This is a genomic window from Carboxylicivirga litoralis (assembly GCF_025499605.1).
In the GTDB taxonomy this organism is placed as follows: domain Bacteria; phylum Bacteroidota; class Bacteroidia; order Bacteroidales; family Marinilabiliaceae; genus Carboxylicivirga; species Carboxylicivirga litoralis.
Map to the genome: position 1 here is coordinate 62,705 of NZ_JAFMVC010000015.1, position 24,997 is coordinate 87,701.

Annotated in this window: 21 protein-coding genes; 7 read left to right on the forward strand and 14 right to left on the reverse strand. The window is 42.7% G+C overall.

Going from position 1 to position 24,997, the window contains the following annotated elements:
• Positions 1-138: 138 nt before the first annotated feature.
• The 8 genes from J1N10_RS14155 to nifH form a co-directional block, all read right to left on the reverse strand.
• Positions 139-1,398: a radical SAM protein gene (locus J1N10_RS14155; protein ID WP_262327376.1), complete on the reverse strand. Its 1,260-nt coding sequence runs from the start codon at positions 1,396-1,398 to the stop codon at positions 139-141.
• Positions 1,399-1,464: 66 nt separating this feature from the next.
• On the reverse strand, positions 1,465-2,862 hold the full coding sequence (locus J1N10_RS14160; protein WP_262327377.1) for a nitrogenase component 1: 1,398 nt from the start codon (positions 2,860-2,862) through the stop codon (positions 1,465-1,467).
• Between the two features lie 21 nt (positions 2,863-2,883).
• On the reverse strand, positions 2,884-4,212 hold the full coding sequence (nifE, locus tag J1N10_RS14165) for a nitrogenase iron-molybdenum cofactor biosynthesis protein NifE (RefSeq protein WP_262327378.1): 1,329 nt from the start codon (positions 4,210-4,212) through the stop codon (positions 2,884-2,886).
• Between the two features lie 192 nt (positions 4,213-4,404).
• On the reverse strand, positions 4,405-5,787 hold the full coding sequence (gene nifK, locus J1N10_RS14170) for a nitrogenase molybdenum-iron protein subunit beta (RefSeq protein WP_262327379.1): 1,383 nt from the start codon (positions 5,785-5,787) through the stop codon (positions 4,405-4,407).
• Positions 5,788-5,799: 12 nt separating this feature from the next.
• Positions 5,800-7,431, reverse strand: coding sequence for a nitrogenase molybdenum-iron protein alpha chain (gene nifD, locus J1N10_RS14175; RefSeq protein WP_262327380.1), 1,632 nt, complete (start codon positions 7,429-7,431; stop codon positions 5,800-5,802).
• Positions 7,432-7,443: 12 nt separating this feature from the next.
• Positions 7,444-7,824 carry a P-II family nitrogen regulator gene (locus tag J1N10_RS14180; RefSeq protein WP_262327381.1) on the reverse strand — a complete coding sequence of 127 codons (381 nt, stop codon included), beginning with the start codon at positions 7,822-7,824 and terminating at the stop codon, positions 7,444-7,446.
• Between the two features lie 120 nt (positions 7,825-7,944).
• Positions 7,945-8,271 (reverse strand): P-II family nitrogen regulator, encoded by a 327-nt coding sequence (locus tag J1N10_RS14185; protein ID WP_262327382.1) that lies wholly within the window; start codon positions 8,269-8,271, stop codon positions 7,945-7,947.
• Between the two features lie 91 nt (positions 8,272-8,362).
• Positions 8,363-9,187, reverse strand: coding sequence for a nitrogenase iron protein (gene nifH, locus J1N10_RS14190; RefSeq protein WP_262327383.1), 825 nt, complete (start codon positions 9,185-9,187; stop codon positions 8,363-8,365).
• A gap of 500 nt (positions 9,188-9,687) precedes the next feature.
• Here nifH and J1N10_RS14195 point away from each other — a divergent pair, with 500 nt between their 5' ends.
• From J1N10_RS14195 to modC, 5 genes are all read left to right on the forward strand, one after another.
• Positions 9,688-11,244, forward strand: coding sequence for a sigma-54 interaction domain-containing protein (locus tag J1N10_RS14195; RefSeq protein ID WP_262327384.1), 1,557 nt, complete (start codon positions 9,688-9,690; stop codon positions 11,242-11,244).
• A gap of 72 nt (positions 11,245-11,316) precedes the next feature.
• Entirely contained in the window at positions 11,317-11,805 is a 489-nt protein-coding gene (locus J1N10_RS14200) for a GNAT family N-acetyltransferase (protein WP_262327385.1), read from the forward strand.
• 129 nt (positions 11,806-11,934) lie between these two features.
• Positions 11,935-12,672 carry a molybdate ABC transporter substrate-binding protein gene (modA, locus tag J1N10_RS14205; RefSeq protein ID WP_262327386.1) on the forward strand — a complete coding sequence of 246 codons (738 nt, stop codon included), beginning with the start codon at positions 11,935-11,937 and terminating at the stop codon, positions 12,670-12,672.
• A gap of 6 nt (positions 12,673-12,678) precedes the next feature.
• Positions 12,679-13,416, forward strand: a complete 738-nt coding sequence (gene modB / locus J1N10_RS14210; protein WP_262327387.1) for a molybdate ABC transporter permease subunit — start codon at positions 12,679-12,681, stop codon at positions 13,414-13,416.
• A complete protein-coding gene (gene modC, locus J1N10_RS14215; RefSeq protein WP_262327388.1) occupies positions 13,403-14,491 on the forward strand; it encodes a molybdenum ABC transporter ATP-binding protein in 1,089 nt (362 codons plus the stop codon). The genes modB and modC overlap by 14 nt, the downstream gene beginning before the upstream one ends.
• Positions 14,492-14,498: 7 nt before the next feature.
• Here the strand turns inward: modC and J1N10_RS14220 are convergent, their stop codons facing one another.
• Both J1N10_RS14220 and J1N10_RS14225 read right to left on the reverse strand, forming a co-directional pair.
• Positions 14,499-14,831 (reverse strand): hypothetical protein, encoded by a 333-nt coding sequence (locus J1N10_RS14220; RefSeq protein ID WP_262327389.1) that lies wholly within the window; start codon positions 14,829-14,831, stop codon positions 14,499-14,501.
• Positions 14,832-14,853: 22 nt separating this feature from the next.
• A complete protein-coding gene (locus tag J1N10_RS14225) occupies positions 14,854-15,093 on the reverse strand; it encodes a hypothetical protein (RefSeq protein WP_262327390.1) in 240 nt (79 codons plus the stop codon).
• Positions 15,094-15,313: 220 nt separating this feature from the next.
• Between J1N10_RS14225 and J1N10_RS14230 the strand changes: the two genes are divergently transcribed.
• Positions 15,314-15,778, forward strand: coding sequence for a hypothetical protein (locus J1N10_RS14230; protein WP_262327391.1), 465 nt, complete (start codon positions 15,314-15,316; stop codon positions 15,776-15,778).
• 30 nt (positions 15,779-15,808) lie between these two features.
• On the opposite strand, the gene J1N10_RS14235 is transcribed toward J1N10_RS14230, so the two are convergent.
• The 4 genes from J1N10_RS14235 to J1N10_RS14250 are packed head-to-tail and all read right to left on the reverse strand — an operon-like array spanning position 15,809 to position 20,616.
• Positions 15,809-16,432 (reverse strand): carbohydrate-binding family 9-like protein, encoded by a 624-nt coding sequence (locus J1N10_RS14235; protein ID WP_262327392.1) that lies wholly within the window; start codon positions 16,430-16,432, stop codon positions 15,809-15,811.
• A 1-nt stretch (position 16,433) separates the two neighbouring features.
• A complete protein-coding gene (locus J1N10_RS14240) occupies positions 16,434-17,837 on the reverse strand; it encodes a sulfatase family protein (protein WP_262327393.1) in 1,404 nt (467 codons plus the stop codon).
• On the reverse strand, positions 17,824-19,371 hold the full coding sequence (locus J1N10_RS14245) for a sulfatase family protein (protein ID WP_262327394.1): 1,548 nt from the start codon (positions 19,369-19,371) through the stop codon (positions 17,824-17,826). Before J1N10_RS14245 ends, J1N10_RS14240 begins: the two co-directional genes overlap by 14 nt.
• 9 nt (positions 19,372-19,380) lie before the next feature.
• Positions 19,381-20,616 carry a glycoside hydrolase family 88 protein gene (locus J1N10_RS14250; protein ID WP_262327395.1) on the reverse strand — a complete coding sequence of 412 codons (1,236 nt, stop codon included), beginning with the start codon at positions 20,614-20,616 and terminating at the stop codon, positions 19,381-19,383.
• Between the two features lie 309 nt (positions 20,617-20,925).
• Between J1N10_RS14250 and J1N10_RS14255 the strand changes: the two genes are divergently transcribed.
• Positions 20,926-24,978, forward strand: coding sequence for a hybrid sensor histidine kinase/response regulator (locus J1N10_RS14255; protein ID WP_262327396.1), 4,053 nt, complete (start codon positions 20,926-20,928; stop codon positions 24,976-24,978).
• Positions 24,979-24,997 lie beyond the last annotated feature (19 nt).

The following is a 24,997-nucleotide window of genomic DNA, read 5'->3' on the forward strand; positions in this document are numbered from 1 at the left end:
AGTCCGGGATCCGAAGAATGATGTTCTAATTTTTTCTGATAGCGAATTAGCCAATAGCAATTTGCAATATGAATATTGCTGGTACACTGCACATTTACTGTATCAACTCTCCCTTCTCAATTTTCACTTTTTATTTTATCAGCCACAACCAGTGGCTTTGCCGCTGCAGCCCGAGCCGCATTGAAACATATCGGACTTGCAGAGGGTGCGCAGTTCCTTACCTTCATACACATGGTCGAGGCCCTGGTCGATAAGACCACTCATTTCCACTATTTTTAATCCATGGCGTGATAGTATGGCCGATGGTTTGGGGCCAATGCCGCCAACCAGCAACGCCTGACAATCCGATAAGGTTTCCGCCAGGTTAATCCATCGTTCATCGCCAGTTCCTTTCTCGGGTGTGGCGCGCACATTCACCAGTTTATAACCGTTGGGCGTTTGCCTGAAAATGTGCATGCGGTCCGCTTCACCCAGATGTTGATTCACCAGGATGCCTTCCATGGAGGCCACGGCGACATAGGGTCGCTCTTTGCCATCGGTGGCTGTCATTTTCGCCGCCTTAGAAAGAAGTTGTGCCGCTTCGGCCGAATCTTTGCCCAGCAAACCAGCTGCATCGGCCCTGCAACGAGCACAATGCGACATGGGAGGCAGGTGCTGTTCAACCTCGCGACGCAACTCTTTCATGAACTCTGACGACGGCTCAAGTATTAATTCAAAAGGTGTATTTTTAACCGGAAAGAAAGGGATTGTATTTAATAAATCGACGCCTTTAGCAGCCATGGCTTCGGCTACTTCGCCCACTTCATTGTCGTTAATACCAGGAATAACAATGGTATTCACTTTAACAGTTATGCCCGCTTTCTTTAGCAAATCAATGGCTTCCAGCTGGCGCTCCAATAACAGTTCGCCGGCGGGCTTACCAAAATAGCCTCGTTTTTCGAATCGCACCCAACCATATACCTTCTCCAGGGTTTCGGCACGAAGACTATTGAGGGTCACCGTTATGTGTGTAACCTCCAGTTCTTTGAGTTCGGCAATATATGGTTTCAGGTTAAGGCCGTTGGTTGATACGCATAGCAACATATCCGGAAAGTGTTCGCGCACTCCGCGCAAGGTTGCCATGGTTTGTTTGGGATTGGCAAAAGGATCACCTGGACCGGCAATGCCCACCACCTTCAATTCAGGCATTATCTGCACTAAATCTTTTAAGTAAGCAAGGGCCTGTTCAGGCGATAAAACCGAGCTGGTCACACCAGGGCGGCTTTCATTCACACAATCAAATTTGCGGTTGCAGTAGTTGCATTTAATATTGCATTGCGGAGCTACAGGTAAATGAACCCGGGCATATTTATGATGAGATTCTTTGCTAAAGCAGGGATGTTGAGTGATGTCCTTCATATCGTAGATAGTTGTTTGTCAGTAGTTAGTTTTTAGTCTTTCGCATCCGGTCCTGGATTTTTCAGGTTACATGTATTTATACCCAATGGGCGAATGACTTTGTTTGTAATCAATCAGTGCATTCGCGATGGTATCAAACAGGTTTTGTGTACCCCGATAGCCCAGGTGTAAGATGCGTTGTCCGCCAAGTCTGTCGTGAATGGGAAAACCCACGCGAACCATGGGAATATCCAGGTTGCGGGCAATGTAATAGCCTTTGCTATTGCCAATAATGATGTCGGGTTTAAGGTCGTGACTGATTTCATTGATGACTTCAAAATCGGCATCGCTCATCACCTTAATGGTGTCGGCATGAACCGGGCAATGTTCTTTAATTTTTTGCTGAAGCTTTCCGGTGTTGGCGCCTGAGGCGGCCACTACAACCTGGATACCAATTTCATCGAGGAACGAGCAGAGTCCCAGGACAAAATCTTCTTCGCCGTATACCACAGCCTTTTTGCCAAACACATATTTATGGCCATCGGCATAGGCATCAAGTAGGCGGCCACGCTCGTCTTCATACTTCTCAGGTAAAGCTTTGCCACTTAGTTTCTGCAGCTTATCGAAAAAGGCATCGCAGCTATTAACGCCTATAGGCAGAATGGAAGCAAAGCGTTGTACGTCGTGTTCTTTTTCGAGCCACATGGCCGGACTTACCGTTTCGCCATCACTTTTGCCACCTTGGCGGACTTCGCAAAAAGCACCCAGCTCAAGCGAGGCATAGGCCCCTCCGCAGGTTTTAACTTCGTTTAAAGGCGTTCCTCCTTGCGGAATACGGTGGTAATGGTTCCAAACCGGGTTGTCGAGCGCCGTTGAATAATCGGGTAAAACCGTGGCATCAAGGCCAAAGTCGCTACAGATTTCTTTTAAATGACGGATGTCGGCAGGTGACACAAACCCGGGAAACAAATTGATTTTATCCAGTTTGTCCATTTTTAGGGTGAAATGCTTTAGCACTTCAAAAACAGTGGCATGAAAGCCATCCATGTGTGTCCCCTGGTAACTGGGTGTCGACACGGAGAAAAGTGCCGGCCAGCTGGCTTCATGCAGCTCACTTTTTATCTGATGAAGCAAGAGGTTCACATCTTCACCAATGGTTTCGCTCAGACATGTTGTGGCAATGCCAATGGCTTGAGGCCGATATTGGTTAATGACATTTTTAAGAGCGATTTTAAGATTTTGAACGCCGCCAAAAATGGTTGTTTCTTCGCTAAAGTTGGATGAGGCAATGTCCACCGGTTCCTTGTAGTGGCTAATCATATAGCGACGGATATAGGTGGCACAGCCTTGTGAGCCGTGTATGACGGGTACGCATCCTTCAATGCCTTTGAGCGCCACGCTGGCTCCCAGGGGCGAGCATAGCTTACAGGCGTTTCGTGTGGAAACGAAGGAGCGTTTATCTTTTATCATTGGGATAGGTTCCATGGGTAACGTTGTTTAGCCGTTCTACTTAAAAAATTTCCAAACCGGGCTGGTGACCGAGGCGCATACTTCGTGGGCAAAATTGAGCATGCCTTCAAAACCGGCCAAAGCCTCTTTTCGTTCGTGGTTGTGGTCGCAAAAACCGATGCCCAATTTGTAGGCTATGGGGCGTTCTTTGACGCCGCCGATAAACAAATTGACACCTTTCTCTTTCACAAACTCCGATAGTTCGTTGGGGTTGGAGTCATCAACGATAACGGTTCCTTCATCGCACAGCTTCTTCAGCAGCATATAGTCGTCTCGATTGCCGGTTTGCGAACCAACAACGGCAGTCTCCATGCCAATTAATCGCAATGCTTTGACCAGGCTGATGGCTTTAAAGGCACCGCCTACATAAATAGCTGCTTTTTTGCCTTGTAATTTCAGTTTGAAAGGCGCCAGTGCCGGAAGTAATTCGCTTAATTCGTCACCCACCAGCTGCCGGGCTTTATCCATCAGCTCATCGCTTTTAAAGAAAGAAGCTACCTCGTACAGGGCGTCGGCCATGTCTTCAATGCCAAAATAGGAGACCTTTTTAAATGGAATCCCATATTTATCTTTCATCTCGCGGGCCAGGTGCATCATGGAGCCGGAGCATTGTACCACGTTGAGCGATGCTTTGTGGGCTTTTCGGATTTCATCAACACGACCATCGCCGGTGAGGCAGGTGATGATATTGACACCTATTTTGCTGTAATAGTCCTTTAGCATCCATAATTCTCCGGCCAGGTTAAAGTCGCCCAGTATGTTAATGCTAAAGGGAGGTGCTTCATACGTGTTGTCGGTGCCAACCAAAAGAGAGAGGGCATCGCAGGCGGCTTTATAACCATCTTTTTTGGTGCCTTTAAATCCTTCGGCCATCACGGGCAATACCTGTATGTTTTGCTCTTTCGATACCTGGCGGCAGATGGCTTCCACGTCATCGCCAATAACCCCGACAATGCAGGTTGAATACACAAAGGCGGCTTTGGGTTGATAGGCTTCAATCAGTTCGGTGAGGGCCTTGTATAGTTTGGGCTCGCCACCAAATACCACATCTTTCTCCCGCAGATCGGTGGAGAAACTTAAACGGTGCAACTGCGGGCCTGATGACAGGGCGCCCCGGATGTCCCAGGTGTAGGCCGCACAGCCAATGGGGCCGTGAATCAGGTGAAGCGCATCGGCAATGGGGTAGAGGACAACCCGTGAGCCGCAGAAGACACAAGCACGCTGACTGACGCTGCCGGCCAGGCTCTTTTTTTCACAATCGAGCTCGTGCGCGGTGGTGCCAATGGTATGAATTTGTTTTGTTCGTTCTTTAATTAACCGTTCCATAGTCGTCGTCAAAAGATGGTGTTAATTAGTTTTGTGATCCGGTAATTATCGGATAGTCAGTGGTTCTGGTAATCTGCTTTCAGATTTAGAAGGAACCGCTTTAAAAAGAAGAAGAATACGCCAAAGTGGAGTAAGAGAATGAGATTTCGAGTGGTCTGGCACGATCACGCATCCTTCTTCATCGGTGTCAATCTACATGGTTAGTTCAAATGCTTCCTCAGGGCAGTTGGTATCTTGTCGTTCCATCACAACAGACAGAATCTTTTCAAGAATACGTATGCCACCCATGTATCCAATTGTAGGGAAATAACTGTGACCTATCCGGTCGAGTATAGGAAAACCCATTCGCACAAACGGAATGTTCTCATCGCGTGCGATGTATTTGCCGTAGGTGTTGCCTATCAACAAATCAACGGGCTCTTCTTTAATCCATTGATGCATCAGGAACATATCGGCATTGGCGCCATTCTTATACTTGGCTTCGGGCACTTTGTCTTCTAAAAGGGCTTTCATGCGTTTGTCAAACTGCTTGCCCGGTGTTCCTGAAACAATATATACGGGTTTCATATCCATATCTACCAAAAACTCAGTGAGTGGAATCAGCTGGTCGGGGTCGCCCCAAAGCGCCACGCGTTTGCCATAGAGGTACTGGTGCATGTCGGTGATCACATCGACCAGGCGTCCACGCTCATCGTTAATGCTGTCGGGTACCGAAACCGATGCTACTCTGGAAAGTGCTTGAATAAAGCGGTCGGTAGCTTTCAGCCCAATGGGTAAATCTTCGATGGTGAAATTAACTTTACACTGGTTATCGAGCTTGATGGCAGCTAATTTTGTGGCCCACTCGCCCAATCCGATGGTGTGCAGGCTATTGCCCATGCTGGCCATTTCGGGGATGGTTGTACCACCTTTGGGGTACATCTCGTAATGACCATTCATCGGTGTATCCAACACATCCGACGTATCAGGCAAAAGCACATTGCGTACTTTCATCAGTTTCATCAGGCGCTTCAGTTCGCGCATGTCAGATGGCTCTACCCATCCGGCCAAAAGGTTGATTTGATTGATTAATTCATCAGTGTTATTGGCAAAATATTTAACAATGCCTTCGAGCATGTTGGCATACCCCGTCACGTGACTTCCCACATAACTGGGCGTAGCCGCATGTATCACATGCTTGCCTTCGGGCACTTTATCATCGGTGCGGGCTTTGTTAACGATTTGTCCCAAGTCATCACCAATGGTTTCTGACAAACAGGTGGAGTGAACAGCAATAATTTCCGGCTCATAAATGGTGAAAATATTGGTAATAGCCTGCATCAGGTTCGATTGGCCCCCAAACACGGATGAACCTTCGGTAAATGAACTGGTGGCTGCCATCACCGGTTCCTTGTAGTGCCTGGTGAGTGCGCTTCGGTGATAAGAGCAACAGCCCTGCGAACCATGGCTGTGTGGTAAACATCCATGAATGCCCAGAGCAGCATACATGGCTCCGACAGGCTGGCACGTTTTGGCCGGGTTAACGGTGAGTGCCTTCCTTTCAACGACTTTATCTGTTGTATGACGTAATAACATAGTTTTTTCTCCTTATTCGTTAATGGCAAAACTTCCAACTATCTCAGGCTCATGCTTCCAAGGGGCATCAACCAGTTTCCAAATATCAGTGCCCAACATGCGTTCCATCTCCACATAAAAATTGATGGCACCTTCAAAGCCCGCATAAGGACCGCCATAATCGTAGCTGTGCAGCTGTTTTAATGGCACCCCATATTTTTGAACCACATATTTTTCTTTGATGCCAGCACAGAAAACATCGGGCTTGTAGAACTCAATCAGTTTCTCAGTTTCCCAATGGTTGACATCATCAACAACCAGTGCGTTTTTGTTCATCTCTGGCATCATACCGTCGTAATCACTAAAGCGATAGCCTTTTTCGAGTAAGGCCTTTTTCTTCTCAGCAAGGTCGCCGCGATACAGCTCTTCGTCTTTCGTCACCGTTAAATCTTCGATGTTTCGTGTGTCGGCGTCTATCTTGATATTCGGAATCACATGGCGTCCTTCATAATCATCGCGGTGAGCAAATTCGTAGCCGGCCGATACGGTGGTAACACCCAGCTCCCTGAATAAATCCTGGTAGTGGTGAGCCCGTGAACCTCCAACAAACATCATGGCCAGTTTGCCTTCAGTCTTCGGTTTAACTTTTGCTTTGATAGCTTCCACCTTGGTGGTTTCGCGGGCGATGATTGCATCCACCTTCGCTGTTAATTCGTCGTCATCAAAGTATTCGGCACATTTTTTCAGCGACTTGGCGGTTGATTCGGCGCCAATAAAATTCACCTTAATCCAGGGGATGCCGTATTTCTCTTCCATCATCTCGGCAATGTAGTTGATGGAGCGGTGGCACATCACCATGTTTAAATCGGCTGTGTGCGAATACTCCATGCTTTTGATGGTGGAGTTACCCGAAAAAGTGGATAAAAGGGTGATGCCGGCTTCTTCGAATAAACGCTCTAACTCAAAGGCATCGCCACCGATATTGTACTCGCCCAGTAGATTAACCTGGAATTTACCTTCGCGAGGACGGTCGTTATTACCTACCACATGGGTGAATACGCCGTTGTTGGCAATGTGGTGCCCTGCTGATTGCGATACACCGCGGTAGCCTTCGCAGCTGAAACCAAAAATGTTAATACCCAATTCGGCTTTCATGTCGCGGGCCACCGAATGCACATCATCCCCAATGAGCCCTACCGGACAGGTTGAGAAGATGCCGATGGCTTTGGGCTGAAAAATGGCGTAGGCCTCGCGGATGGCATCTTTTAGTTTCGCTTCTCCACCAAAGACAATGTTTTCATCCTGCATATCGGTTGAGAAGGCGTAAGTCATAAAATTGTCTTCCCCTTCGGCCGGTTTGGTTTGGTTGCGTCGGGTGAGCCAGGCGTAAAAGCTACAGCCAATGGGGCCGTGTACCAGGTTAATGATGTCGCGGGTTGGGCCTAACACCACACCTTTGCAGCCGGCATAGGTACAGCCACGTTGGGTGATAATGCCCGGAATGGTTCTGACGTTGGCCTGTATCTCCGGCCCTTCATCCGGGTTATTCGCCACCAGTGCTTTTTTGCGTTTCTTGGCAATTTTGGGCGGATATTTCGCAATGATTTCCTCCATCAGTTCAGATGGGTCGGGTAATCCGTTTGTTATATCTTTTTTCTTTACCATAGTGTTTTAATTTTAGATGTCTAAAACAAGGTCGCCAACTTCGCCGGTGCGCACCCTGATGGCTTCGTTCATAGGCAAAACGAATATTTTGCCATCGCCGGCAGCCGGTGTTTGGTTGGCTTCAATAATGGTTTCTACACAAGTGCTCACTCGTTTGTCGGGCACCACAATTTGTAAAACGCGCTGAGGGCGCAGGCGGGGTTCTTTGCCTAAATGCTCTAATGCTTCGGGCGTATCTTGTTTAACGCCTTCGAGTACTTTCGCTTCCCAAAGACCTTTGCCGCGGCCAAAAACTTTTCCGCTGGCAGTCATGGAAGTAAATCCGGCATCTTTCAGAGCATTTTTGGTCTGGTTCATTTTATCAATTCGGATGATGGCCATTATACATTTCATAGTATCGTTCGATTTTTGTCAGTAGTCTGTTAAAAATGAGAGCTGAGAATGGAGTGAAAAGAGGTGAGTTATGGCTTAGTAAGTAAGAGTTTAGCCTCACTTCTTATGACTCATCTCTTTTTATAACTCTTTTGTTCCTCTACTGATGGTATAAGCCTCATCAACTGGCGAAACAAATATTTTACCATCGCCAAAGGCGCCTTTAGACCCGGTGCGAGCTGCTTCCATCAGGGTGTTGACTGCAAAATCTTTATCTTCATCTTTCACCACCATCATCAGCATTTCTTTGGGCAGCTCATCGTAGGTGACATCGCCAATTTTAATGCCACGCTGTTTGCCACGTCCCACAACTGGTGTTTTGGTAACGGCTACGTAGCCTGCATCGAAAAGAGATTTTAAGATGGCGCTCGATTTATCGGGGCGAACAATTGCTTTTATCATTAACATAGAAATGAATTTTAAGTGTTAAGTCCGGAGTTCGTAGTCCGGCATTTTATGGGTTTTATGATACTATTGAGGTTAGTTTGGTGCACTTTTGCTAGTTCGCAATACCAAAGTCAATCAGTAGTTTCTCCAGTTCTTCTATTTCAAGTGGTTTGGGAATAACGAACATCTCATTTTCGTCAATCGCCTTGGCTAAGGCGCGGTATTCGTTGGCCTGGTTATGCTCCGGTTCGTAGTCAATAACTGTTTTACGGTTGATTTCGGCACGTTGCACCATGTTGTCGCGCGGTACAAAGTGAATCATTTGCGTGCCTAGTTGCTTGGCCAGTTCCTCAATCATGGCCGATTCATTATCAACGTTCCGCGAGTTGCAAATCAAACCACCCAGGCGAACGCCGCCGGCTTCGGCATATTTTTTAATCCCTTTGCAAATGTTGTTGGCTGCATACATGGCCATCATCTCACCCGACACAACAATGTATATTTCTTCCGCTTTGCCTTCGCGGATGGGCATGGCAAAACCACCACAAACCACATCACCCAATACATCATAAAAGGTATAATCGATGGCGAATTTTTCATCCCAGGCACCTAGTTGCTCCAGTAAATTAATGGAGGTGATAATACCACGACCGGCACAGCCAACGCCAGGTTCAGGACCACCTGATTCTACGCAGCGAACCCCATTATAGCCTTCGCGAACGATGTCATCCAGTTCAACATCTTCACCTTCTTCGCGCAAGGTGTCTAATACTGTTTTTTGTGCCAGACCGCCTAATAACAAGCGGGTAGAATCGGCCTTGGGGTCACAACCAACAACCATTACATTTTTCCCGGCTTCAACAAGGCCGGCCACTGTGTTCTGAGTAGTGGTTGATTTACCAATACCCCCTTTTCCGTAAATAGCTACTTTTCTCATCTTATTAAATTTTAAAGGTTTTGATTTGCAAAAGGGAGGTTCACAGGGTGTGCCAAAGTGAAGCAGGCCTTAGTCCTTTTTGGGGTGCGTTGTTGTTGAAATCGCCTTAAACAAAAGGGATGGCGAGGTTCAAATTAATATTGACAGTGAGTATCAGTCATTCGGAAAACTTACATCTGTGTAGGATAAGCCCCGAAAACTCACATAATGGGTTTAAACTCAGAAATAGTTCGTGTGAATCAAGTAGAACAGGGGGGGTGGTAATTATTCGATGGATGAATGAGTGGGGAGCTTTTACATTTTTGTCATTTTTCGAATGTGATTTATAATTAATAATAGGGGGTGTATGTGAAAAATGTCAATAAAATGACCTTTTATGATTAAAATGTAGGGGTGGAATTTAAATTTAATATAAATAGCAACATTTAGTGCTTGTTTTTTGAGGGGGTTTATTTCAAATTGCTAATTTTAAATTTCTCAAACCCTTTTTTACCACCCTTATGAATACAAAATGTAGAAAAATTGGCGATGAATGTTATGGATTTAAGGAGCTAAGGCTACTTTTTGAAATAAGTCAGCGCTTGCTTCAAAGTAAAGAACTCAAAAGTGATTTAACACCCATACTAGCCAGTTTGGTGCGCCATATGAAAGCCGAGCGTAGTTTTGTCACCATATTTAACCGGCAGAGCAACCATATCATGATTGAGGCCGCTTATGGCTTGAGTCCAAGTCAGCAGGCCCGTGGCAAATATAAATTAGGCGAAGGGATTATCGGTCGGGTAATTGAGTTGGCCCAACCGGTTGTCATACCTGAAATTTCTAAATCGCGCTTGTTTATTAATAAAACCAAAACCGAGCTTCAGAAAAATGGCCAAGAGCTGTCTTTTATCTGTGTCCCACTTATGTTGGATAATGCTGTGTCAGGTGCTTTAAGTTTGATACGCGTACATAATAAACAAATAGCCAGTGAAGAAGATATTCAGTTGCTTAGCATCATTGGGTCCATGATTGCCAAAGCCGCCCGGTATCGACAAGAAAAACTGGAGGAGTTACAAGCGCTTCGGCAGGAGAACGAAGAACTGCATAGTAAACTCAATAGCGAACAACCGAATAATATAATCGGCAACTCGGGTAAAATGAAGGATTTATACCATTTGGTTAGCCGGGTGTCTAAAACCAGCAGTACCGTGTTGTTACGCGGAGAAAGTGGAATAGGGAAGGAGTTGTTTGCCGAAGCCATCCACCGGAGTAGTCAGCGAAAAAATAAAAGCCTGATAAAGGTGAACTGTTCGGCCTTACCCGACAGCCTGATCGAGAGTGAGTTGTTTGGTCATGAGAAAGGGGCCTTTACCGGGGCGGACAGCCTGCGTAAAGGGCGATTCGAAATGGCTGACGGAGGCACTATCTTTCTGGATGAAATTGGTGATTTACCCATGTCAACACAGGTGAAGCTACTGCGTGTGATTCAGGAGCGTGAGTTTGAGCGCTTAGGTGGCAGTGCTACCATTAAGGCCGATGTGCGTATTGTGGCCGCCACCAACCGCAATCTCGAAGAGTTAATAGAAGCGGGTGAATTCAGGGAAGATTTGTACTATCGCATCAATGTGTTCCCCATCTTTATTCCGCCACTGCGGCAGCGTCGCGATGACATACCAGCTTTGGTTGATCATTTTATAGAGAAGTTTAATCGAAAGAATAAGGCGCATATTAAACGTATCACGACATCATCCATAAATATGCTGATGGTACACCGTTGGCCGGGCAATATCCGTGAATTGGAAAATGTGATTGAACGAGCCTGCATCATGAGTAAAGATGAGGTGATTCATAGTTATGATTTACCGCCAACGCTTCAAACGGCCGATTCGACCAATACCCAGCACGAAGGTGGTATGATGGAAACCGTTGAGCAGCTCGAACGACAGCTAATTCGTGATGCCCTAACATCGACTAATGGCAATGTAACGAAGGCCGCCCAAAAGCTAAAAGTAACTGAACGGATGATGGGCACACGCGTCAAGAAATACAAGATTGAACCGTGGCGCTTTAAGGTTTAAAGCGAATAACTCATTAGTGCGCCAGGTTACTACACTACAAACCTCAAGCAGTATTTCGTCTAAATGAATACTATGATAGACAATTCGAATAGTGAGCCTCTGCGCTTTAAACTCATCAACTTAAAAAAACAAAAGGACCAGCGTGCTTTGTTCACATTAATGAATGCCTATATGCTGGATAAGATGGGTATTCAAAAGCCAATGTCGCAAAGCTTGTTTCAACAAACATTAACGGGTTTGCGGACGCAATGTAATTACATTGGGATACTGGTTTATAAAGGCGAAACAGCCGTTGGGTTGGCCAATTGCTTTATCAACTTTTCAACGTTTAAAGGTCTTCCTTTAATCAATATTCACGATTTTATCGTGTTGCCCGAGGCTCGCGAGAAAGGTGTTGGGCGGTTTTTACTTCAATCGATAAAAGAAATTGCCCGACAGAAAGGTTGTTGTAAGGTCAACCTGGAGGTTAGGGAAGATAACCTGATTGCCCAAGGACTTTATCAGACAGAGGGCTTTAACGCATGCTGTCCTAATATGTATTTCTGGGAGTTTCTGCTTTAATCGTCCTACAAAAATGTAGGATTATCAATCATTGAGTTTTCTCTATATTCTGAATGATAGTTGATTATGGCTGTCGCTTTTTATTGGGCATAGAAAATGCAATTAATCCTCCGAACATAAACTTAATCTATGAAGCAACTTCTTTTATGCACTTTAATTATCGGATGTTGGTCTTGTAACGTTTCCAACAACAAGCCCGCCATCACAGTGCTGGCAGCCGCAAGTGTGCAAGCGGTTATCAATGAATTGGCTGGTCAATACATGGATTCGCTTCAGGTTGTTATTCAGGTAAGTTATGCTTCATCAGGCATGTTGGCCAGGCAAATAGCTAACGGAGCGCCGTGCGATATTTATGTATCGGCCAATAGCGAATGGATGCATTACTTACGGAAAAAGAAATTGATTGCAGATGCCTCATTATGTGTCCCGGCTAACAATAGCCTGGTTGTAGTAATTGCCGATACTGCTATTAGTTGCAGCAATTTAAAAGACTTGCCTAAGGCAGTTAAACGCCATTTGGCCATAGGCGATCCGGATCATGTGCCGGCGGGTAATTACGCCCGGCAAGCATTTGAAAAACTCAATATATACGATGATCTGGCAGGTAAAATGATTCCTGCCAAAGATGTTTTATCGGCTTTGCAACTGGTTGAAATGGGCGAGTGCGATTATGGCATTGTGTATGCCTCAAATATTGAAGGTCGCTCAAAGGTGAACGCCATCCTGACCATTCCAGACTCGCTTCATAATTCTATTGATTATCAATTGGCTTTAACAGCAACATCGTCTAAAAGTGCCGTAGGATTCTGGGAGTATATTCGCCACACTAATAACCGGGAGGTTTGGAAAAAATATGGATTTAAATAAACGCTTATGGTTGATTTTGAATACATAGACTGGAGCGCTATAGTGCTGTCGTTACGAGTGGCGATAATTACTTCTGTAATGGCGCTTCCTTTGGCCATTTTCGCTGGTTATGTTTTGGCGCGAAAGACCTTTGCGGGTAAATCCTTTCTGGAAGCTGTGTTGCATCTGCCCATGGTGATGCCGCCTGTGACCACTGGTTATTTGTTGTTGCTCCTCTTTGGTTCAAAAGGTATTATCGGCGAACCCTTGACCCGGTTTTTTGGCATAAAGATAGCGTTTACTTCAGGTGCGGCTGTACTGGCTTCTGTTACGGTATCTTTTCCACTGATAGTGCGATCCGTTAAAATCGCCATCGAGTTGGTTGATCCATGCCTCGAAGAAGCATCTCGTACCTTGGGTGCTTCGTGGTGGAAAACATTTTATCGCATTACTTTGCCTTTGGCCTGGCCAGGTATTGTCAGTGGCTTTGTTTTGGCTTTTGCGCGCAGTTTAGGTGAGTTTGGTGCCACCATCACCTTTGCCGGAAACATAGCCGGGGCAACCCGTACCATACCCTTAGCTATTTACTCATCGATGCAGATGCCTGGTGGCGAGCAGCAATCCTGGACACTCGTTTGTATCTCCATTGTTATTTCATTGGCAGCTATTTTGTTATCCGAGTATTTCAATAAATATCGCATGAAAAAACGTCCTCATTATAAAAGCCACATACCACTAAAAGCCAACGGACTTGAAGCAGCTTAAAATAAATATTACCGTGAAAAGGCCGGGCTTCACGCTTCAGGTCGATGAGCTCTTTGGTTCCGGAATAACCGGTATTTTCGGCCATAGCGGAGCGGGAAAATCAACGCTGCTTCAGTGCGTGAGTGGCGTTAATTCGCCAACGCATGGATACATTCGAATTGGCGATACGCTGTTGTTTTGCTCTCAAAAGCGCATTGGGCGAGCAGTGAATAAGCGAAAGGTAGGCTATGTGTTTCAGGAAGGACGTCTTTTTCCTCATCTGAGTGTGATCAGCAACCTGCGCTATGGCTGGAAAGGGGCGGATTCAAAAGTAGATGTTGATGATGTGATTGAGTTGCTTGAGCTGCGGCCATTGCTTCATTGTTTGCCATCTGATATATCGGGCGGTGAAAGGCAGCGGGTGGCATTGGGTCGGGCCTTATTGACGGCTCCTGAAATATTGTTGCTCGATGAACCGTTTAGTGCCCTCGATCAGAAGATGCGGCAGCGCATTATACCCTATATCCGCAAAAGTGCCAGGTTGCTTCGTATTCCTGTGCTGGTGGTGAGTCACGACTTGCCTGATTTGCTGAAACTGACTCAACGGCTGTGCATCATGAAAAATGGCCAAGTTGTCGGGCATGATCAATACGAACACTTGCTTTCTCATCCCAACCTACATCATCTATTGCCAGTGGCCGATGTTGTAAATAGTGTGCAGTTGGAAGTGAAGCACGTTAATGCGCAGGAGAAACTCATCACCTTGAATGGTTTTGGTTCCAACCGTTGTGTGAAGGTGATCATGGAGCCACATAAAAGGCATTACGCAACCGGTCAGTTAGCCCGTATTTTTCTAAAGCCTAAAGACATTATTCTGTCAGAAGTACTAATCGAGAAAACCTCTTTCCAAAACCAACTGGCCGGCACCATCACCCATTTATCCGACGAGGGAGCCAGGGTCATGTGCCAGGTCGATTGTGGTTTTTTGTTATGGTGCGAAGTGAGCCGTGCTTCGGCTTATCGCATGCAGCTGACGATTGGCAAGCCTGTTTATTGTTTGTTTAAGTCACTGGCCATCGATAAAATTGATGTTTAAACAGACGCTAGCGGCCGGAGGTAGTCGTTTCATGGTAAACCACTTCCAGCTCGCCTTTCGATTTCAGCGAAGGTTGCACCTTGAAACTGCCGCGTATCTCAATCTCCACATTTGTATCGCAGGCCGTCTGAAGCACGTAGGAGCGTAATTCGTTTTGTTTTTGCTCATTCAGCTCCTCGTTAAAATACAGGAAAAATGAGCTGTCGCGTGCGTCATTATATCGCAATAAAAAGGCATTGGTATCGATGAAAATCAAGTCGTCGTGCGGGTAAGAGATGGCAAATCCCATGTTTTCAATAAATTCTTTTGCCGGCATTAGTGTTCGGAATGATTGGCTCATAGTGGTTGGTTTTTAATGGTGGTTATACAATGAGTTTGACAAAATGCAGGACGTTAAAAAGGCTATCCGCCTCCTCCTGAAACTGACACTGAACGTGAAGGTGGTTAAAGGCTTCATCCAGCTCATTTGGCGAGCAGCTTAAATCTTCTTTGATAAGCACGTCCAGCAAGTCTTCCCAGCTATCGACCTTGTAAAGGTTTTTTCTGAATGAAGAGTCGGACTGGGTGCGTTTAATAAATTTAATAGCATTTCCGATTGACATAAGCGGTGGTTTAACAGATTTGTATGATTAATCAGGACGTTCTCTACATTTTTGTAGGTTTTATACAGGCTCTCAGTGCCTGAATAGCTTAGCATTTTAGCAGCCTGCAGTTACAGATCACGTCTTCAATAAACAAAGGCTCAATTTCGATGCCAGTTTGATTTAACTTTTCCGATGTTTAAATTGTTATATAGTTATAAATCAATCAAAAGTAGATTGCATGAAATCGGGTGATGCTTATTATGACGATTTGTCCAAAGCCTTTAAGGAGAAAGATGAGTTTTTGGAAAAATTGAGAGACGTATTTAGCGTTGAAGTTTTTTCAATTGTAAAATCTCATTTTAGCCAATGTGAATATGATGAGCGTATGCAAAAGGCCATTGCTTTGTTTGCCAACGACCTTATAAATACTGCTGAATCAGTCATTGATAAAGACGATCATTTTCCCGAATACAGGCTGCAGACAGAAATTGAGAATATTACAAAACTCATGAATAAGATGTTGGCAGCCATTGATGAAGATGATTTTCTGAAAGAGCTTCATATGGCAACAAAACGGGTAATTACTCAATTTTATCCTCAGATTATGGCATTGGGAAGTTATGGGTTTTTATTGCTTGAGAGAGGTACCAAACTGTATACGGCCGGTTTTATAATCAATATCTATCAAAAAGAGTTAATATAGTCGTCCAACATTACTAGTGAAAGACTTTACCTAAATTAACTCAATAGTTCCAAAAAAAGCTGGTAAGTGGAAGTTTGGAGCTTCGTGTTCTATTGGATTCCATGATAGAAAATGCATCTGTTTTTGTTTATCTCCGCATTTGTAAAAGTTAGCTTTAAATATCTGACCAGGTTCAAACTTTCTAATATTGCTTGCAAAAACAGATTTAGGAATAATAATATCTATCTCCCATTCCGTAGGTTTATCTTCAATGTCTATCGGATTTACACCAAGAGTTGGGTTTGTAAAAATCTTTTCAACAGTCTTTTCATTTAACCACTGACGATCTTTATTGCTTGTGCCTATGCCAACCAACCTTGTACCAATACAGTTAAATTCCAGGTTGTAGTATTCTTTATTGTTAAAGGAAATAAAAAACTCAACGCAACTGTCTTCCCACACTGGTCCATTCGTTTTTGTACAAACCGCCTTAGGGTGTTTCTCATCGACCTTGTATTTGAGGTAAAAATTGTCCAGATCGTAGGCCATTCCGAATTTTACGCTTACATCTGCCGGATAGTTCCAGTTGTTATTTGCTATTTCAACCTCTGCATCTGGGAAAAGTACTTCTCCTGACTCCGCGGTCTTGATTTTATTTATTACAAGTTGGTTCATCTCAAAATAAGTCTTTTACTAATTCATCATTCGTGTTTTCACCCCATTCTTTGAGTAAAGAAACTAATTCTTTTTTTATTTTTCTTTTACTCATGTCTTCTGTCATGTCATTCATCTCTCCCGGATCATCGGCCAGGTTGAATAATTGGTCGCGCTTTTTTCCTTTATTATAAATGATGTATTTCCAATCGTCTTTTATGATGCAGCGCCCCGAGACTCCCGAAGTATTGGTGCCGTTTGCAAAGCTTGTTTCCAACACAAGCATTTTTTTGTCATCATATAAATCAGGATTTAAAGCAAACTTTTTCTGGCTTTGTCCTTTCATTGATAGAGGTTGCTGTATACCTGCATAATCACACATGGTTGGAATTAAATCCAGCCCAATATTAACGAGTTGTCTTGTATTGGTGCCATTCTGTTTGTTTCTGAAATCAGACACTATAAAAGGCACGTTAACAGACTCCTGATACAATACCTGCTTTTGATTCCACTGGTGACTACCAACACCGTCGCCATGGTCACTTAAAAAGATGATAACTGTATTATCCAGTACTTTTAACTTATCCAGTGTGTGAATAACATTGCCAACATAGGCATCAACACGCTCTACTAACTGATAATAAGCCCAGCGATACTGGCGCCAGTTGTCTTTATTCCAGTCATTGGTCGGATATGTTTTCCATGATAGACTCTGCACATAATCAAGGATGTCAGGTTGTCCCTCAGGAATCACATAATTGGCCGGAACCTCAGGGCATTCTGATGGAGCAGGGGCATCAGATATAGGTTCCATACGTAAACTTTGCTTTCGTGCCCATTCACAAATATCATGAGGATTAATAAACGAAGCTACCATCAAAAATGGTTTCTCATCATTCTGTTTTTTAATAAACTCGTAACAATCTGCCGGGATAGAAGCGTCCTGCCAATCGCGTTCCACGGTATTAGTAATTAACTCAAATCCGTGTTTATCAATATCGTGTATTGATATGGGTAAGTGCCATTTACCAATATATCCGGTGTTATATCCACTATTGAGAAACACCTTACCCATTAAATCAACGTTCTTTGCCTTCCAATAACCGCTTCTTTCGGGCAGGTTAACGGAGGCATCCAATTGATGCGGATACTGGCCGGTTAACATGGATGAGCGGCTTGGACCACACAGAGGTTGCGAACAAAAAGCTTTGGTAAATCGTGTTCCATTGGCAGCCAGCAAATCCATAGCCGGAGTTTTTAAATCTGTATTTCCGGCACAACTCATGGCATTGGCTGTTTGTTGGTCGGTCATTATAACCACAATATTCGGGCGCTTATTTTGGGCTGTGCCAATGGGGATGATTGCCAACATAATAGTAGTAATCAGCACCAATTTGCACAAGACCTTCACTTTATTTGTCATCATAACTAATCCAATCACTTAAAATCCTTTCATTATACCATGGATCATCACTTTTCTTAAGCCAATAGGCCATTTCCTGAAGCAGTTCTTTAACTATTGGATCATTTTTGTCAACAGCTAAGTCATTCATCTGATATGGGTCGGCATCATCATTATATAAACGCGTTTTCTTTAGTTGTTTATTTTCATCAATAACTAACTCTAAAGTATACTGGTGGGTTTTTATTCCTCTGGCAACCGGAAAGTAACTTTGAACAAGTCCTTCATCATTTTTCTCTCCATTGACGTTTCTGATATATAAAGCTGATTTTGGACGCCTATATGCTTCTTTTTTTTGCAAAACTCCTGCGTAATTGGTTCCCTGAACTTCTTCAGGTATTTTATCTTCATAGCCCATCAGGCCAAGTAGTGTTGGCATAATATCAGGTGTGCCCAGCAATAGGTTATCTGTAAAGCCTTCTTGTAATTCAGGCCATTTAATTATAAATGGTACATCAAAAGCTTCAGTGAAAATATTGTTTTTAGGATCTTTAATGTTTTGACTGCACATTGTTTCTCCATGGTCAGATGAAAACACAACGATGGTATTTTCATATTCGCCCATGTCTTTTAATTGCTGCACAATACGTCCAAATTCACGATCAACACCTGTTACATTGGCAAAATAAAATGGAGCTGATTGAGCTTTTGCCATATTGGGATTCGCATTATCACGATGCAATAGCTCATTGAGCGGAGTGTTTTTATAATGTTCATAATCTTCTTCTAAGCAATCGTCAATTGAATTGTAAGGATTATGAGGAGGGTTCATCGATACGAAAATAGCAAATGGTTTATTGTTATCACGCTGACCTTTTTCGTTTTTTAAATATGAAATAACCTGGTTTGCTTCGTGCTTTGGCGACCACTCTTTCGGATCGTAACGATTACCATCCGTATCATAATAGTGTGGGTCTTTATGAACATCCCATGTGCCATATGAATACCAGTAATCAAAACCATGGCGTTTTTCTTTAGGAGAATACGTATCCCAGGCAGGGCGGCGTGGATCAACATAATGACCAGGGTTGACTGGATCGTTGGGTGTTGGAAAATCAAGGTGCCATTTACCAAAATAAGCCAGGTTATAGTTTTCTTCTGCTAATACGTCACTGATGCAGATGGCATCCTCACGAAGTGAACTGATAGGACGTTCTGCATTGCAGTTAAGCGCTACACCTGATTTCCCAGGGTATAAACCGGAAAATAAACTGCCGCGATGAGGACTGCACAACGGACAGTTACTCACTGCATTGGTTAATACTACAGCCTCTTTAGCAAAACTATCCAGTTGGGGTGTTTTAACCGGGTCTGCCTTGGTTCTGATACCACCCTTAAATTGCGGCGTATCCCAGAAATTCATCGCTTGTTTCCGCATTTGATCAGGAAAAATATAAACCAGATTTGGCTGTTTAGTATTTTGTTTGGGCCTTTTGTTACAAGCCGAAAATGCCATTATAATTATAATGGCACTTATCAAATAGGTGATTCTATACATACTTCTCATTTAGTTGGATTGAGCAATGTTCATCGTCTGCTTCTCTTCTGTATTTTTTAAGCGCAGAAGTGCTTCAATATAATAATAGTCGGCATAATTTAACGGTACATCAATTTCGTTATTGTGCGGTATGCTACCCACACTGTGTTTAAGAATAAAGTTGTGATTTTGGCCATGTTTAGCGGTGTAGTTGTCTGATGCCAGACTTTCAATAATACGCCTGGCCTCGGTGAAATAGTCCTTTTGTGAGTAGGTGTGTAGCTCCAGCATAGCTGAAGCTGTAATAGCTGCAGCTGATGCATCACGCGGTTCGTTAGGTATTTGAGGTGCATCGTAATCCCAGTAAGGAATCCCATCGGCAGGTAGATCAGGGTGATTAATTATGTAATCAGCAATCTTTTCGGCTTGTTTTAAATATTTCGGATTCTTTGTATAGCGATAGCAAAGAGTATAGCCATAGATTCCCCAGGCTTGGCCGCGAGCCCACTCCGATTCATGTGCAAAGCCCTGTGCGGTATGACGATTACGCACTTCTCCTGTAATGCTGTCGTAATCAATAACATGGTAAGAGCTCATGTCATTCCTGAAATGATTTTTCATTGTTACATCAGCATGGGATATGGCAACTTGAGCATACTTTGCATCACCAGTTATATCAGACAGTTCAAATAACAATTCTAAGTTCATCATGTTATCAATTATTACAGGAAACTCCCAACCTCTCTTCGATTGCCAGCCTTTGTCAACATCCCAAGAACGAATACAGCCAACGTTAGGGTTAAATCGGCCTAATAATGTATTGCCAGCATCTATTAGCATCTGCTTATAGTGTTCATTACCTGTTAGTCGATAACCATTCCCATACGAGCAATTAAACACAAAGCCTAAATCATGATAATAGGGTAGTAATCGGTGATCTTCAAATTTCTGTTGAAAATGCTCGGCTGCCTCTTGCCATTTCTTATTATTAGTATATTCAAATAAATACCAGCAGGAGCCTGGGAAAAATCCTTCAGTCCAGTCGAAACCATCATGTGTCCAATGCATATCACCTTTGGCATCTATAGTACGTGGAATTTTATCAGCTTTTACTGCAACCGCCAATAATCTATTGGTTTGTTTACTCGCAAAATGTAATGCTTTATCAGGCGTAAAGTCAGCCTCGTCTTTTGATTGGCAAGCTGAAAGAACAAGGGTGCTAATCATCATTAAAAGGCCACATTTTTTAATCGTAGAAATTCTCATTATACAATATTTTAATCTTCTGTTTTATTGGTTATTCCAGTTCCCCAATTAATGACTGGATAAACACAAAAGTAATGAACCTAAAGCATTAAAAAACACATCATTAAGTGGTTTTTGTGTGATAGTATTGTACATGAGTATGATTAACATTTGAGAATCAGCTATAAACAAATCGTCTTAACGGCATTGGGCGTACAATAATGTCACTATAATGAATTATATTGGCTTTATATTTTTCTAGAACTTGTTCCTTTGTACAGGATAGATTAAGGGCCTTGTGGCTATGGAAAACAATTAATTGAATCGAGGATGAAAGATGAAGTCAAAATACTTTTAGTATGGTTTGTCATTTTGCTGATTGGCTCGGCTTCGGGGCTTCGTGCAGAGAATATTTCTTTTGAATATTTAGGTTTACAGGAAGGGGTCTCACAAGTGTCTGTAACATCAATGGTTCAGGATGAAACAGGCCGACTATGGATTGGCACCAGAGATGGGCTCAATTTATATGATGGAAAAGAAGTAAAAGTTTTTCGACCCATAAGAGGAGATTCCTCCTCTTTGTTAGGTCATAATATCAGGTTTATGAACCTGGATGAGGAACATTTATGGGTAACAACCTATCATGGGGTCTCTAAGCTAGATATTAAAACATTACAATTTGAACAATTTAGATTTGATGGGGTGCTCTCTGTTGTAGTCTATGACAATACTGTGTTATTAGGCACTACCCGTGGGCTGTTTCGTTTGGATGAAATGAATAAAGCATTTACACTTAAGGGTGATATTTTAGATGTTAACTGCGTTATTAAGAATCTGTATGTTGATAATGCCAATGTATTATGGATATGCAGCGATAAGGGACTCTATAAGTATAATCCAGACACAAAAGTAACAACAAAAGTATTTGATAGTGCGGTAAGTGTAGTGTATAGTGATTCGCAGAAACGTATTTGGATTGGAACCAATAACGATGGCGTGATACTTCTTAACCGACAGGGAGAGCTAATACGTTCCTTCAGACATAAGGAGGACAATACCACTTTAGTTAATGATATAATTCGAGATATAAATGAAGACTCGCAGGGAAATATTTGGGTCGGCACTTTTCTTGGAATTAGTATTATAGATGGTCGAAATTTGACAATTGAAAACTTCCAGCAAGATGATTCAATGTCCAATAGCTTATCGCATAATAGTGTTTATTGCATAATGCGCGACCAGCAAGGAACAATGTGGGTAGGTACCTATTTTGGCGCTATTAGCTATTATAATCCAGACTTTCATGTTTATAAAAAATATGCCGTTAGTGCTAACAAGCTAAGTGGCGTTAATTATCATGTTGTTGGAAAGATGCTTGAGGACGATAAGAATAATCTATGGATTGCCACCGAAGGTGGTGGTTTAGATTATCTTAACAGAGTTAATCAGACTTTTAAACATTATGTGCATCACGAAGGTGAGCTCGGGCTTTCGCACAATAATGTTAAATCTTTGTTGAAGGCAGGAAAAAAGTACCTGCTAATAGGAACGCATATGGGAGGTTTAAATATTCTGAATTTACAAACTCAGACATTCGAAAATTACAAACACAGTCCCAATGATACGACATCCATAAGTTCAAATGTTATTACCTCTATTATTCCCTATCAAAATTATTATCTACTCGGCACGCACCGCGGCATAATAAAGTTTGATATAGAGCACAGAACCTTCACTGAGTTTATCACTGACAAAGATACTAAAGCGCTTATTGGTAATGTTATATTCTGTTTATTTGAAGATTCGTTTGGTAAATTATGGATTGGAACAGAGCGCAATGGTTTGTGTCTTTACGATCCTGATTCAAAAACGGTCAAACGTTATCTGAACACACCTGACGCAACCTCTTTAAGTAATAATACGATAAGTTGTATTTTTGAGGATCATCAGTTTCGATTGTGGATAGGAACTTTAGGAGGAGGGGTTAATCAATTTTTGAGAAGGGAAGAGTCTTTTTTAAATTATTCTGCAGCTACCCACCAATTTCCCAGTGACTTTATATATGGTGTTCAGGAATCACGTTATGGTAATTTATGGATTTCTACCAGTAAGGGAATGGTACGCTTTGATATTGAAAACAATAAGGCATACAATTACCATCATAATAATGGTTTTCCTTTACAGGAGCTCAATGAAGGAGCTTTGTTGCTGACAAGCGATGGAGAGGTATTCGTTGGTGGTATTAATGGGATGGTTTCGTTTAAGGAGGAAGATTTGTTAAAGCAATCCAATGATTATTCATTGCACTTTACCTCCTTGTATGTCAATAATGAACAGGTTGTTCCTGGTGATGAAACAGGTTTACTTAGTCAGGATTTACTGTTTACAAAAAGTATCACGTTAGAGCCTGAGCAGGATATCTTTACCATTCATTTTTCATCGTGTAATTACATTTCGAGTAATCAAAGTCGATATGAGTACCAGTTGGAGAATTTTAACAATGAATGGATAAAAGCCGGGAGTCAACAGTCGGTAACTTATACCAATCTTGACCCGGGCACCTATGATTTAAAGATCAGGGTACTAAGCAGTGATGATGATGTGGTAGATAGCCAGTCAATTCAAATTATCGTGAATCCGCCAATCTATAAAACCTGGTATGCATACTTAATCTATTTAGTGTTGATTATTGCAATTATTCTTTGGTTAAATCAGATATACCTGAGTCGGGTGCGTTTGGAGGATAGCCTCAAGGCCGAAAAGCGTGATAAGGATAAAATTAAGGAGCTTAACCAGTCTAAGTTGCGTTTTTTTACCAATATATCGCATGAGTTTAGAACACCATTAACCCTTATTACCGGTACGTTGGAGGCCATTTTGGAAGATACCAAAACTTCGGCTCGTAACTACAAGAAATTATTAACCATAAATAATAATGCGGTGCGCCTAAATAACTTGGTGACTGAGTTGCTTGATTTCAGGAAGCTAGAGCAAGGCTTTATGAAAATACGTGCGACCGAGAATAATATCCCTGTATTTCTGGAAGAAATCTTTCATTCTTTTGTTGAATTTGCACATCATCGTCGTGTTAAATATACCTTGAGTGAAATGCCGGGTTCTATGGTTTTGTGGTTTGATAAAAAACAAATGGAAAAGGTGTTTTATAATCTGATATCTAATGCATTTAAGGTGGTGGATGATGAAGAGGGAGAAATAAAGGTATCGATTAAAGAGCAGCAGGGTTATGTTGATATAATTGTGTCGGATAACGGCCCTGGGATGCCACCGGAGGAGATGAAAAAAATATTTGATCGTTATTATCAGATTGATAAAGTAAAAGGAAAGATAAGTGGTCAAGGCAGTGGTATTGGTTTATCATTAGCTAAAGGCATTGTTAGTGAGCACCACGGAGAAGTGCTTGTGGAAAGTGAAAAGGGTAAAGGAACGGCATTTTTTATTCGACTTCAAAAAGGCAATAAACACTTTAATAGCGAGCAGATTACGGTTGGTGTTGATCCGGAGGTGATTGAGTCAGAGGCTGTTTTAATCCCAATCGATGATACTGATTCAGGTGTTGTTGATGAGGTGCCCGAAACGGCGCCGGTGGTGCTTATAGTTGAAGATAATAAAGAAGCCCGCAGTTTGCTTAAAGATGTATTTTCACCTATCTATCGGGTGATTGAAGCTGAAGACGGAAAAACCGGATTGAGTATGGCATTAGAGCAGCAACCGGATCTGATATTATCTGATGTGATGATGCCAAACATGTCGGGTACGCAGATGTGTGCTAAATTAAAACGCAATATTCAAACCTGTCATATACCAATTATATTGCTTACGGCCCGGACCGCCATTGAATATAAAATTGAAGGCATTGAAACAGGTGCAGATGATTACATCACCAAGCCTTTTAATATTAAGCTGTTGCGTGCCAGGGTGAAGAATCTGCTGTATAACCGTCAGCAGTTGCAACAAAAGTTTAAACAGGATCCTAATGTTGAAGTGAAAGAGGTAGCGACTAATTCAATGGATCAGAAGCTGCTTGAAAAAGCAAGGCAAATTGTTGAAAAGTACATTGATGATACGGAGTTTGATGTAAATACATTTGCTCGTGAAATTAGTTTAGGGAGAACCCGCTTATATGCCAAAATAAAAGGAATTACAGGTCAGACGCCAAATGAATTTATCTTGTCGATACGACTCAAGAAAGCAGCTGAAATGTTGACTGGTGATGGTGATTTAAATGTTTCTGAAATTGCATATGCGGTAGGTTTTAGTACACCTCGATATTTCAGTCGTTGTTTTCGGGAGCATTTTGGTGTGTCCCCATCTAAATATGGAACAGAAATAAATACAGGTAATGAACCAACTAATGAGAGTTGAAAAAAACAAACAAATAGTA

Coding starts and splice junctions, on each gene's coding strand:
- J1N10_RS14155 (WP_262327376.1), bottom strand. CDS start 1,398: ATGAAGGACATCACTCAACATCCCTGCTTTAGCAAAGAATCTCATCAT.
- J1N10_RS14160 (WP_262327377.1), bottom strand. CDS start 2,862: ATGGAACCTATCCCAATGATAAAAGATAAACGCTCCTTCGTTTCCACA.
- nifE (WP_262327378.1), bottom strand. CDS start 4,212: ATGGAACGGTTAATTAAAGAACGAACAAAACAAATTCATACCATTGGC.
- nifK (WP_262327379.1), bottom strand. CDS start 5,787: ATGTTATTACGTCATACAACAGATAAAGTCGTTGAAAGGAAGGCACTC.
- nifD (WP_262327380.1), bottom strand. CDS start 7,431: ATGGTAAAGAAAAAAGATATAACAAACGGATTACCCGACCCATCTGAA.
- J1N10_RS14180 (WP_262327381.1), bottom strand. CDS start 7,824: ATGAAATGTATAATGGCCATCATCCGAATTGATAAAATGAACCAGACC.
- J1N10_RS14185 (WP_262327382.1), bottom strand. CDS start 8,271: ATGTTAATGATAAAAGCAATTGTTCGCCCCGATAAATCGAGCGCCATC.
- nifH (WP_262327383.1), bottom strand. CDS start 9,187: ATGAGAAAAGTAGCTATTTACGGAAAAGGGGGTATTGGTAAATCAACC.
- J1N10_RS14195 (WP_262327384.1), top strand. CDS start 9,688: ATGAATACAAAATGTAGAAAAATTGGCGATGAATGTTATGGATTTAAG.
- J1N10_RS14200 (WP_262327385.1), top strand. CDS start 11,317: ATGATAGACAATTCGAATAGTGAGCCTCTGCGCTTTAAACTCATCAAC.
- modA (WP_262327386.1), top strand. CDS start 11,935: ATGAAGCAACTTCTTTTATGCACTTTAATTATCGGATGTTGGTCTTGT.
- modB (WP_262327387.1), top strand. CDS start 12,679: ATGGTTGATTTTGAATACATAGACTGGAGCGCTATAGTGCTGTCGTTA.
- J1N10_RS14220 (WP_262327389.1), bottom strand. CDS start 14,831: ATGAGCCAATCATTCCGAACACTAATGCCGGCAAAAGAATTTATTGAA.
- J1N10_RS14225 (WP_262327390.1), bottom strand. CDS start 15,093: ATGTCAATCGGAAATGCTATTAAATTTATTAAACGCACCCAGTCCGAC.
- J1N10_RS14230 (WP_262327391.1), top strand. CDS start 15,314: ATGAAATCGGGTGATGCTTATTATGACGATTTGTCCAAAGCCTTTAAG.
- J1N10_RS14235 (WP_262327392.1), bottom strand. CDS start 16,432: ATGAACCAACTTGTAATAAATAAAATCAAGACCGCGGAGTCAGGAGAA.
- J1N10_RS14240 (WP_262327393.1), bottom strand. CDS start 17,837: ATGATGACAAATAAAGTGAAGGTCTTGTGCAAATTGGTGCTGATTACT.
- J1N10_RS14245 (WP_262327394.1), bottom strand. CDS start 19,371: ATGTATAGAATCACCTATTTGATAAGTGCCATTATAATTATAATGGCA.
- J1N10_RS14250 (WP_262327395.1), bottom strand. CDS start 20,616: ATGAGAATTTCTACGATTAAAAAATGTGGCCTTTTAATGATGATTAGC.
- J1N10_RS14255 (WP_262327396.1), top strand. CDS start 20,926: ATGAAAGATGAAGTCAAAATACTTTTAGTATGGTTTGTCATTTTGCTG.